The following is an 11,931-nucleotide window of genomic DNA, read 5'->3' on the forward strand; positions in this document are numbered from 1 at the left end:
AAGGTGTGTTTTTATGAGTTATACTTTTATTGATTTATTTGCAGGAATAGGTGGAATTAGACAAGCCTTTGAGAGAAATGGAGCACAATGTGTTTTTTCATCAGAGATTGATAAATTTGCGCAACAAACATATTATTTAAATTATAATGAAATGCCACATGGGGATATAACACAGATTAATGAGTGGGATATTCCCAAATTTGATATTTTATGTGCAGGTTTTCCTTGTCAGGCTTTTAGTATAGCTGGAAAAAGATTAGGGTTTGATGATACTAGAGGAACTATGTTTTTTGAAGTTGCGAGAATTTTAAAATACCATAAACCAAAAGCTTTATTTTTAGAAAATGTAAAAGGACTTTTATCTCATGATAAAGGTAAAACATTTAAAACAATGCTAGAAATATTAGAAAAAAACTTAGGATATAAAGTGTTTTACAAAGTGTTAAATGCAAGGGATTTTGGAGTTCCACAAAATAGAGAAAGAATTATGATTGTTGGATTTTTAAATAATATAACTGATTTTGAGTTTCCAAACAACTTTAATTATAAAGTTAAAGTTGGTGATATTTTAGAAAATAGTGTTGATGAAAAATATACCATTTCTGATAGACTATGGCAAAGTCATCAAAAAAGAAAAGAGAAAAATATATTAAAAGGTAATGGTTTTGGATATCGTTTATTTAATAAAGACTCAGAATATACAGGCACGATTTCAGCTAGATATTACAAGGATGGCTCAGAGGTATTAATAGAACAAGATAATAAAAATCCAAGAAAACTTACTCCAAGAGAAGCGGCTAGATTACAAGGTTTTGATGATGATTTTATTATAGGGGTATCAGACCTACAAGCTTATAAACAATTTGGCAACTCTGTGCCTGTTAAAATGATTAGTGCAGTCGCTAAAAATATTATAAATAAATTAAAGGAGTGCGATAATGCAAAATAATATACTAGAAAGTGATATTAAATACAATTTAGCTTTTTATAAAATTTTAAAATTTTTAGTAAGAACTAGAATTACAGATGAAACATTGGGAGATATTGGTAATTTTTTAAATACTGATAGTTTTAATTATCAGATTTTAGATGAGTTATTAAAAAATTATCCTTGTTTAGAAGAAATAAAAAATATTTATCATGAGATTTTAGATGAAGTTTTTACATTAAAAGCGTTGAAATTATCTGTTTATTTAATTTTTTTAAAAATTATCTTTCTTGATATATCAAAAGCAGGTAGTTATAATGAACAGGCTAAATTAGATAGCATTAGAGATAAATTAAGTGTTAAATATGATATGCAATCACTCAATCTTCCTTATAGTAGAAGGGTATTGGATGCAATAAATACAGATTTGTTTTTTGGCAATGATATTTTAATTAAAAATCAATATTTTGAAAATCATAAAGAATTGTTAAATTTTATTAATCTTCAAACTAAAGATATTTTAGAGAATTACGGTGTAAGAGTAAGTAATATATTTTTAATTATATTATCAGAATCAACAAATCAGAGCATCAAATCTTTAGCCGGAAGTAATTATGAGCAAAGATGCTTAGAGATGTTAAAATGCTATTTAACCATATTGAGTGATAAACCAACTCATGATAATAAAAATAACGCTGTGGAGTATGATATAGTAGCTAAAACTGAAAATGGATATAGAATAGGCTTTAGTATCAAAAGAACTTTAAGGGAAAGATATAAGCAAAATTTGGAAAATATTGATTTATTAGAAGTAGATGCGATATGCGTTATAACATTAGGTAGCGATTTAACAGAGCAAAAAATAAAAAATATTTTAGATTATAAAAATACATTTTTAATAATAGCTCAAGAGTATTATGATCTATATAAACACCATGATAAAGTTATTTCATCTGCTAACTTAAAGGAAATAAATAATTTTATTAAAAACAATATAGCGTAAATACTAAAAAACCATGTTTTATACATGGTTTTTTAGTATTTTTTAGCAACTCTTAGCTATCTCATAGCCGTTTTGTAAGATTAATTCTACATCTTTATGCTTTTCTTCGCCTTTTGTGGTTAGATAATCTCCTAGCACGATAGCATTTATCCCTGCTTCAAACATAGCTTTAAAATCATCTTTAAATACCATTTCTCTACCACCTGCAGCCATTAGCCTTGTATTTGGCATTTTATTTCCTGCTAGTTTTATGATATTTATTGCTTCATCTTTTGTAATCTGTGGAGCATTGATTTTTAAAGCGTCATTTTTTATATAAAAATTTATCGTGCTTGTGTGTGGATTTAGTATAGAAAGTGCATCAAGTAGCTCAACTCTTTGCTCATTACTTTCACCAAGACCAAAAATCCCACCACAACAAATTCCAAGCCCAGCACTTATAGCGTTTTGATTAGTTTCGTATCTTTCTTCATAAGTGTGAGTTGTGCAGATATTTTTAAAATAACTTTTAGCGCTCTCTAGGTTGTGATTGTAACTATCAATTCCATGCTCTTTTAAAAATACCAAATCCTTATAACTAGCCCTTCCATTACAGCCGATTAAATGCAAATGCAAGCCGCTTTCTTTGATAGCACTAGCTGCACGGGCAATAAAATCAAGCTTTTTGCTATCAAGCCCACGCCCAGAAGTAACAAGACAAAATCCCAAAGCACCAGCCTCACTAGCGATTTTTGCTTCATTTAAGATGGTTTGAATGTCTTTATAATCATAACTTTGAATACCTGTATTATAGTGCTTACTTTGAGTGCAGTACGCACAATCTTCATTACAATTTCCACTTTTTACATTGCAAATTGAACATAAAAATATCTCTTTCATTTAATTTCCTTTTATTAAAATACAAATTATTTTATTTAAAAAAGGATAAAAAATGTATATAAGCGGCATTCATACAGATACAGGTAAAACCCATCTATGTGTTGCTTTATGCAAGGCTTTTAAGTATTCATATTTTAAGTTAGTTCAAGCAGGAGAGCAAAGAGATGCCAGTATAATTACTCGCTACATAAATGATGTAAAAATACACAATGATGGGATATTTTTACACACCCCAGCATCTCCACACATAGCAAAAAAGCTTGATAATATTGAATATTCTATGAATGATTTAGTTTTGCCAGAAGATAACAAAATGATAGTTGAGCTTGCGGGCGGACTTTTTTGTCCTATTGATGATAATTTTACTATGATTGATTTTATAAAGAAAAATAAGCGAAAAGTAATCTTAGCTGCTAGGAATTATCTAGGTATGATAAATCATACAATTTTGAGCATAAAAGCATTGCAAGATAATGGTTTTGAAATTGTTTGCGTTGTAATGATTGGTGAGATTGATACTAGACTTGATGATTTTATTGGCAAATACACAGGGGTAAAAATCGCACATTTAGAATACTTTGATGAAACAAATATAGATGAAAAGGTAGAAAAGTTTAAAAAAGAAATAGAAAAATTTTTGTAATTCCTATTTCAAATTCTTTTAATTTAGTGTAGTTTTTACACATAAAATAGATAATTTTTATCTTAATTACTATTTGTAACATTTATTTAAAAATTCAAGGCTAAGATTTTTAAATCTTAACTAAAGGATAAACTTGCAAGAATTGTTATTTGATTTATGGAAAGATGAATTAGGAAATCTTGATTTAACTTACGAGCAAAATATTTTTAATCCCGAATTAGCAGCGTTAATTTTAAGTGCGAACGAGCAAAATTACAAAGAATTATTAAGTCTAAAAACATATACAAATTATATAAATACTAATAATTTTTTTGAGTTGAAAATGCTTCAAATTGCAGTGCTTAATTCTATTAAAAATAATCTTTTAAACCCACTTGAAATTAGCTTTTATCTTGAAAAATTAAAGCCTTTAAAAATAAATTTAAAAGTTTTAGAGTATTTAAAAAACGCAAAAAGCCAAAACCAAAAAGAGCTAAATAATACTTACAAAAACGAGCAAACTAAGCTTGAAAGCGTTTATAATGATTTAGCAAATTTACTAAGTCCTGAGTTAAAAACAAAGCTAGATGAGTTTTATAATCAACTAATAAATAAAACATTTAAAATCGCTTTTAGTGGGATATTTAACGCTGGTAAAAGTAGCCTTATAAATGCTTTACTAGAGCGTGATTTTTTGGGCGTTTCAAATGCACCTGAAACTGCAAATTTAAGCATAATTTCTTATGGTAATGAAAATATAAAAGTAAATTTTTATAACGAAAGCGAGTTTAACGCCTTAAAAACTCAAGCAAGTTTAAATGAAGAGCTAAATAAAATCTTTAGTGTTGATTACAAAGCTTATGAAAGCATTGAAACTAGTTTTAATGAGCTTTATAACTACACAAGTGCGAATTCAAAAATGAGTATTTTTGTAAAAGATATTAATATTTATCTTGATAACGAATATCTTAAAAATAAAATAGAAATCATAGACACCCCAGGTCTTGATGATGTGATAATTAGCCGTGAGCAACAAAGTAAAGAGTTTTTAAAGAATGCAAACTGTGTGCTATATCTTATGACTTGCACGCAAGCACTTAGCATTAAGGATTTGGAGTTTTTGCTTAGCTTTACTAAAAATAATCCTAATTCAAAGCTTGTTCTAGTGCTTACAAAAAGCGATTTAATAAGCCTAGATGAGCAAATAAAATTAAAAGAATATGTAAAAAATCGCTTTAATAATGAGCTTAAAAATCTTGATATAAATGCAAATTATGAATTATTTTGTATAAGTGCAAATGAATATAAAAACGATAATACAAAAGGCGAAATAAACGCCTTAAAAGCTTATCTAAACGATGTTTGCTTTAATTCTACAAATACAAAAGATTTCATAAATAGCATTAGCGAAAAGTTTAAAAATATAATAGATTTAGAGCTACTTAGCCTAGAAAATCAAAACAATCTTTTAAAGCTTGATAAAAACGAATATGCAAAGAATTTAGAGAATTTAAAATCGGAAATTGAGCGTAAAAAATCTATAAAAATAGAGTTTGAAAATTACTTGAACGAGTATTTAAAATATGAATTCACATTCCAAAAACACGAGCTTGAACTCCTAGCAAAAAATCAAGCTGCAAGGCTTTATGATGAGTTTAATTACGATAAAGCATATTCGCAAGAAAAGGCTAAAAGCGTGATTTTACAAGGCTTTAAGGATTTATTAAATGCTAGTTTTTCAAGTCTAAGTAATAAATTTTTAAACGATTTTAAAGAGATTAAAACAAGGCTAAATATTAATAAAACTTGTGAAATTAATTTTAATAAAGATGAATTATTAGGGATATTTAGCGAGTTTGAAAGAATTATAAGTGGCTTAGAAATTTCTAAAATTGAGAATAAAATTTATGAGCAATTAATTGCGATTTATCTTAATATAAACTTAAATATTTTTAATTTTAATGAGAGAAAAAGCAAGGCAAATGAGTTTTTAAAAGATGAGTTTTTAAGGATTTATCATATTGAAGAGGCACAAATTAGCGATTTTAGTGGAGATTTGGGTTTAGAAAATAATTTAAGAAAAATTGAAATTTTAAATAAATTAAAAGAGAGTTTAAAATGATAAAAAGTGTTTTGAATGAATATAATGAAAAGTTTAATAAAAGTTATGAAAAAGGCTTTTTAGGAGATTTAAAAGCTTTAAAATTAGCCTTAGAAAATCCAAATTTAATGCTAAGCGAAACGCTAATTAATAAACTCTCAAATCTCATAAAACACTATCAATTGCCACTTCAAGTTGGAGTTATCGGGCAGTTTAGCTCTGGTAAAAGTAGCTTATTAAACTTGCTTTTTAAAAGTGATTTGCTAGCTACTGGTGCAAGACCTGTAAGCGTGGTGGCAACTTATATTAATTATGGTTTAAATGAGTTAGTTTTAACGGAATTTGAAGATGGAATCAAACCATTTGTTGGCGGGGCGTTAAACGATCAAAATGAAGAACTAAATGGGCTTAAAAGCATTAGTATTTTTACAAATAACGAGATTTTAAAAGATATTACGCTAATTGACACTCCAGGGCTAAATGCAAATACTACTGATGAAGAATTTTCTAAAAATTTAATGAGTTCCTTTGATGCTATCGTTTGGTTAAGTTTGGCTGAAAGTGCTGGAAAAGCTAGTGAAGAAAAGGCTATAAAAGAACTAAATGCTAATATTAAAAAGCTTTGTTTAATCAATCAAAAAGATAAACTTAGTGATGCCGAGCAAAATCGCTTAAAAGCTTATTTAGATGATGTTTTTGCTAAATATTTTGATAAAATTGAGCTAATTTCTTGCAAAGAAGCAAAAGACAATAATCCTAATTCAAATATTTTTGCTTTTTATGATTTTTTAAAAGAACTTGATAAAGAAAATATCAAAAAAACTTATATAAAAAATAGTTTAAATGCTCTAAACAACGAGCTTTTAAGCGTGATAAATGAAAACCTAAAAAGCCTTGATGAATTAGCTTTAAGAATTAAAAATTATATTAAAACCTTAAATGAAAATAAATTTAATTATGATGAATTAAATGATGAATTTTTAAATGCTTTAAAAAGTATTGCAAGAACTATTGCTAATGAATTTATGGCTAATTTTAAGGTAAAAAATGCTTATTTTTATACGCCGAATAAAAGTTTGCTTCACAAAAATTGTTTTATAAAAAACGAGTATTCTTATAAAACGCTAAGTCCTGATGATACATTTTTAAACATTTTTTATAATAAAGATGTGGTAAATAAGCAGTTTTTAAAGATTAGAAAAGATATAAATGAATTATTTGCAAGGCTTTTTATTAATTATGAAGAGCTTTTAAATGAGTTTAAAAATACTTTAAATATCGCTAAAACTAAGGAGCTCAATAAAAATTATAATGAATTAGCGAGTGCCTCTTTATACGCAATTAGCGATGATTTTTATAAAGCGATTGATGAATTAATTATAAGTGATTATCAAAAAGCCTTAAATAATTATGAGCTAAAATTAAATAAATTAATAGAAAAAATCAATATAAAAGCTTTAAATAATTACGAAAATGCAGCAAAACTTAGCCTTTCATTTTTTTATGAGAAAATTAATGCTAGTAGAGAATTTTACGAGCTTGATAATACTCAGTTTAAGTTGTATTTGCCTAGTGAAAATGAGATTTATCAAAGGCTACTCACTGACTGCTCGTTTTTTGAATTTGAAGAAATTTTGATAAACAAAAAGCAATTAATAAAGCTTAAAAACGAATATTTAGCCGAGCTTGAAAGTATTTTAAATATACAATTAATTAGTTTAGAAAATAAAGCAAATAAGCTTAATAATATAAAAGATTTAATTAATAAAGCATTTTGGAATTTGAAATAGGAATTAAGATTTTTTAATATTTGCCGATATTAAGCAAATGGGGGTTAAAAATGCAAATTAATTCAAGTCTTAATATTGGTTTTGTAAATAATATAAAAGTAAATAATGAAGTTACAAAAGAAATAAAACAAGATAGTTTAAAAGAGCAAATCGCAAATATTTTAAAAGATGTCCCACAAGATGAGTGGGGCACTTATGAACCAAATGCCGTGCTTAGCAAAATAGGAGCTTATGAAAAAGGTAGCGAAATTTTTAATGCTTTAGAAAGTCATCTTTATAAAGGAATTTTATTTTACGGCTCAAATCCTTATGAAGAATTGCCAAGCAATGAAGAAATATTTAAATATCAAAAAGGCGATGACGCAAGGCTTAGCGAGTTTAAGTTAAAGGCTCAAGTAGCTTTTGGTATTAAAACTAATAGCGTTTATCAAAAGGCATATCAAGGTAATGCAAGTGCTGATGAGGTAAAGGATTTAGTGCAATTTTTAAAAGATAATAGTATTGATGGGCTAAATTTAAGTGGAAGATTTTTTAAAATCCCTAAAGAATATTCTGATGAGATTATGGAGCTTTTTGCTGATGAGAGTTTAAGCGTAGATGATTTTAAGCAAAAATATTTAGAGATTAAAGAAAAAATAGAAAGCAAAAAAACCAATATAGATGAAATAAACGAAGAAGAGCAAAAAATATTTAAACCTATAGAGGCAAAAAGCGATAATGTGCGTGAGAGTATGGAAGAGATTTTAAGCAAGATTGATCCACGCAAAATAAAAGATGAAAGAGATTTGTTGGCTTTATTTTTAGCTTATAAAGATGGTGAGAATTTATATGATAAAAGGGTTTAAATTCCTAATTCAAATTCTACTGAAAATATAAGTTCTTTATATGAAATTAATTATCTTTTAAAATTTATTTAAAATATTTTTTATATATTATTTTATTTTTTAAATACTTATATTTTGTGCTTTAAAGTAATAAATATAATTAAAGTTATAAAATATTGAAAGTAATGATATTTAGTGAAGAATGAACGAATGGTCTTTGAATGTTTGTTCTCGTGTAAATATTATTATAAACGCTTAATTTTTATTTTTAGGTTTTAATGTTTATATTTGCCTATTTATCGATGCTTATTTATTTTTATGATTGTTTAAAGTGATTTTTTGTAAAAATCTCAAACACTCCAATAAAGTATTCTTAAAAAGATACGGATTATATATAAATAATTATCAAGGAATATAAAATTTAAAGTTTTTTAAAAAAGGCTTAATTTCGTATTCAAGGAGCTAAAATGCTGTTTTTATAACAATATATAATTATATGAAAAATTAGCAAGTGGTGTCCCCAACAGGAGTTGAACCTGTGGCCTTAGAATTAGGAATTCTACGCTCTATCCAGCTGAGCTATGAGGACTTTTTTTGGAGTTTTATATTTGAAAGTGCTAGGGTTAAAACCCTAGCTTGATATTACATATTTCTTTTTTTGATAATTTCTTCAGAAACGTTTCTTGGAACTTCGCTATAATGGTCAAATTCCATTGAGTATGTAGCACGACCTTGAGTTTGGCTTCTTAGATCAGTTGAATATCCAAACATTTCAGCTAGTGGGCAGAATGCTGCAATAATTTTATTTCCACCACGCTCATCCATACTATTTACTTGGCCACGGCGTTTATTTAAATCACCGATAACATCACCCATGTAGTCTTCTGGAGTTTCAACTTCAACTTTCATAATAGGCTCAAGAATTACTGCACCAGCTTTTCTAGCACCTTCTTTAAAGCCCATTGAAGCAGCTAATTTAAACGCCATCTCACTTGAGTCAACTTCGTGATAGCTACCATCAAATAATGTAACCTTTACATCTTCTACTGGATATCCTGCTAAAACACCATTTTGTAGTGCTTCTTGAATACCCTTATCAACTGCAGGAATATATTCTTTTGGAACAACCCCACCTTTGATATCATTAACGAATTCATATCCTTTACCTGGCTCTAGTGGCTCTAGGCGTAAGAATACATGACCATATTGACCACGACCACCTGATTGTTTTGCGTATTTGTATTCTTGCTCAACTGTTTGGCGGATTGTTTCACGATAAGCAACTTGTGGCTTACCTACTTCAGCATCAACTTTAAATTCGCGTAGCATTCTATCTACGATAATTTCAAGGTGTAATTCACCCATACCTGAAATAATTGTTTGTCCGCTTTCTTCATCAGTTGATACTCTAAAGCTTGGATCTTCTTGAGCAAGCTTGTTAAGTGCGATACCCATTTTTTCTTGGTCAGCTTTAGTTTTTGGCTCAACCGCAACACTAATAACAGGATCAGGGAAATCCATTTTTTCTAGGATTACCTTATCTTTTTCACTTGATAGAGTATCACCTGTTAATGTATCTTTAAGACCTACGATAGCACCGATTTCACCAGCATAAAGTTCTTTAATTTCTTCACGCTTATTTGAGTGCATTTTTAATAAACGACCAATTCTTTCTTTTTTATCTTTTGTTGCGTTGTATGCATAGCTTCCGCTTTCAAGCTTACCACGATAAACACGAACGAAAGTAAGTTGTCCAACGAATGGGTCAGTCATAATTTTGAATGCAAGTCCAGCAAATTCGCCATCATCTGTTGATTTAACACTTGTTTCAGTGCCATCTTCATATTGACCACGAATATCTGCAACTTCATCAGGTGCTGGTAAGTATTTTACAACTGCATCAAGTAATGGTTGAATACCTTTGTTTTTAAATGCAGTTCCGCAACACATAGGTATAATTGATAAATCAAGGCAACCTTTTTTAATACCTGCGTGTAATTCTTCAATACTTAACTCTTCTCCACCTAAGTATTTATCCATTAGCTCTTCACTAGTTTCTGCTACTGCTTCAACTAATTTTGTTCTATACTCTTCTGCTTGTTCTTTTACTTCAGCAGGAATTTCAATTTCTTTATAATCTGTTGGTTTTTTATCATCATCCCAAACATAAGCAACCATTTTTACTAAATCAACTACACCACGGAAAGTATCTTCAGCACCGATTGGAATTTGAATTGGAACTGGATTAGCTTTTAAGCGGTTTTTAATTTGTGATTCAACATTGAAAAAGTTTGCTCCAACCCTATCCATTTTATTAACGAATACAATTCTTGGAACATGATATTTATTTGCTTGTCTCCAAACAGTCTCACTTTGTGGTTGAACACCACCAACTGAACAAAACACTGATACAGCACCATCAAGAACACGCATTGAACGCTCAACTTCAATAGTGAAGTCAACGTGGCCTGGGGTGTCAATTAGGTTAATTTGGTGATCTTTCCAAAAGCAAGTTGTAGCAGCAGAAGTAATTGTGATACCTCTTTCTCTTTCCTGATCCATCCAGTCCATTGTTGCTGTTCCTTCATGGGTTTCACCAATTTTGTGGCTCATACCCGTGAAGAATAGAATTCTTTCAGATGTTGTAGTTTTACCAGCATCAATATGCGCAGCAATACCGATATTTCTAACGCGTGATAAAGGAGTTTGTCTTGACATATTAACTCCTTCTTACCATCTATAATGCGCAAACGCTTTGTTAGCTTCTGCCATTTTGTAAGTATCTTCTTTCTTCTTGAATGCCGCACCTTTACTATTTGCTGCATCCATTAACTCACCTGCTAATTTTTCAATCATAGTTCTTTCACTTCTTTTTCTAGCATTTAGGATAATCCAGCGAATTGCTAGAGCTTGTTGGCGAACTGGGCGAACTTCAACTGGAACTTGATAAGTTGCACCACCAACACGGCGAGCTTTAATTTCTAATACAGGCTTAACATTTTCAATAGCATCATTGAATACATCAATGCCTTTAACTTCGCTATTTTTTGACGATATTAAATCAATCGCACCATATAAAATTTCAGTAGCAATAGATTTTTTACCATCATACATTAATGAATTAATAAATTTTGTAATTACCTTACTACCATAAATAGGATCAGCTAGAACTTCTCTAACTTGTGCTCTTCTTCTTCTCATTTTTTCCTCTTCAACTTAAAATTTTTAATTTACTCAAATTACGCCGCATATCTAAGCTGCGAATCTGCGAAACTCTTTATTATTTTTTGCCTTTTGTAGGAGCTGCTGCTTGACCTGGCTTTGGTCTTTTTGTTCCGTATTTTGATCTTGAAACTGTTCTTTTTGCAACACCTGCAGTATCTAATGCACCACGAACAATGTGATACTTAACACCTGGTAAGTCCTTAACCCTTCCGCCACGCACTAAAACAATGCTGTGCTCTTGTAGGTTGTGACCTTCACCACCGATATAACTAATAACTTCAAATCCTGTTGTTAATCTAACTTTTGCAACTTTTCTTAACGCTGAGTTAGGTTTTTTAGGAGTTGTAGTATAAACTCTTGTACATACGCCACGTCTTTGTGGGCAATCCTTTAACGCTGGTGATTTAGACTTTACAATCACTTTTTTGCGTTCTTTTCTAACCAATTGATTTATGGTAGGCACGTTTCATCCTTTCAAAAAATTTATTAAAAAGCTTGGATTATATAATATTTTTTCTTAAAAAAGTTTTAATACCTTAATACTTAATCAAAAGCAAGA

The 11,931-nt window shown here is 29.2% G+C and carries 10 protein-coding genes and 1 tRNA gene; 6 read left to right on the forward strand and 5 right to left on the reverse strand.

What is annotated here, in order from left to right; all coding sequences use genetic code 11:
* Positions 1-13: 13 nt before the first annotated feature.
* Together AC1B00_RS01520 and AC1B00_RS01525 are read left to right on the forward strand one after the other, a co-directional pair.
* The gene (locus AC1B00_RS01520) at positions 14-949 is read left to right on the forward strand and encodes a DNA cytosine methyltransferase (RefSeq protein ID WP_488847799.1); all 936 of its coding nucleotides are present in this window, start codon (positions 14-16) and stop codon (positions 947-949) included.
* The gene (locus AC1B00_RS01525) at positions 939-1,931 is read left to right on the forward strand and encodes a hypothetical protein (RefSeq protein ID WP_488847800.1); all 993 of its coding nucleotides are present in this window, start codon (positions 939-941) and stop codon (positions 1,929-1,931) included. Before AC1B00_RS01520 ends, AC1B00_RS01525 begins: the two co-directional genes overlap by 11 nt.
* Positions 1,932-1,973: 42 nt before the next feature.
* Here the strand turns inward: AC1B00_RS01525 and AC1B00_RS01530 are convergent, their stop codons facing one another.
* The gene (locus tag AC1B00_RS01530) at positions 1,974-2,810 is read right to left on the reverse strand and encodes a biotin synthase (protein ID WP_488847801.1); all 837 of its coding nucleotides are present in this window, start codon (positions 2,808-2,810) and stop codon (positions 1,974-1,976) included.
* A 52-nt stretch (positions 2,811-2,862) separates the two neighbouring features.
* On the opposite strand from AC1B00_RS01530, the gene bioD reads away from it, so the two are divergent.
* From bioD to AC1B00_RS01550, 4 genes are all read left to right on the forward strand, one after another.
* Positions 2,863-3,453 carry a dethiobiotin synthase gene (gene bioD / locus AC1B00_RS01535; RefSeq protein WP_488847802.1) on the forward strand — a complete coding sequence of 197 codons (591 nt, stop codon included), beginning with the start codon at positions 2,863-2,865 and terminating at the stop codon, positions 3,451-3,453.
* A 133-nt stretch (positions 3,454-3,586) separates the two neighbouring features.
* Positions 3,587-5,554 carry a dynamin family protein gene (locus AC1B00_RS01540; protein WP_488847803.1) on the forward strand — a complete coding sequence of 656 codons (1,968 nt, stop codon included), beginning with the start codon at positions 3,587-3,589 and terminating at the stop codon, positions 5,552-5,554.
* Entirely contained in the window at positions 5,551-7,323 is a 1,773-nt protein-coding gene (locus AC1B00_RS01545; RefSeq protein WP_488847804.1) for a dynamin family protein, read from the forward strand. The genes AC1B00_RS01540 and AC1B00_RS01545 overlap by 4 nt, the downstream gene beginning before the upstream one ends.
* A 50-nt stretch (positions 7,324-7,373) precedes the next feature.
* Positions 7,374-8,168 (forward strand): hypothetical protein, encoded by a 795-nt coding sequence (locus AC1B00_RS01550; protein ID WP_488847805.1) that lies wholly within the window; start codon positions 7,374-7,376, stop codon positions 8,166-8,168.
* 491 nt (positions 8,169-8,659) lie between these two features.
* Here the strand turns inward: AC1B00_RS01550 and AC1B00_RS01555 are convergent.
* The 4 genes from AC1B00_RS01555 to rpsL form a co-directional block, all read right to left on the reverse strand.
* Positions 8,660-8,736, reverse strand: a tRNA-Arg gene (locus AC1B00_RS01555).
* Between the two features lie 53 nt (positions 8,737-8,789).
* Positions 8,790-10,865, reverse strand: a complete 2,076-nt coding sequence (gene fusA / locus AC1B00_RS01560; protein ID WP_488847806.1) for an elongation factor G — start codon at positions 10,863-10,865, stop codon at positions 8,790-8,792.
* A gap of 12 nt (positions 10,866-10,877) precedes the next feature.
* Positions 10,878-11,348, reverse strand: coding sequence for a 30S ribosomal protein S7 (gene rpsG, locus AC1B00_RS01565; protein ID WP_239817842.1), 471 nt, complete (start codon positions 11,346-11,348; stop codon positions 10,878-10,880).
* Between the two features lie 79 nt (positions 11,349-11,427).
* Positions 11,428-11,835, reverse strand: a complete 408-nt coding sequence (gene rpsL, locus AC1B00_RS01570; RefSeq protein WP_214117487.1) for a 30S ribosomal protein S12 — start codon at positions 11,833-11,835, stop codon at positions 11,428-11,430.
* Positions 11,836-11,931: the final 96 nt, after the last annotated feature.

It is taken from the genome of Campylobacter sp. DY7 (genome assembly GCF_057802535.1).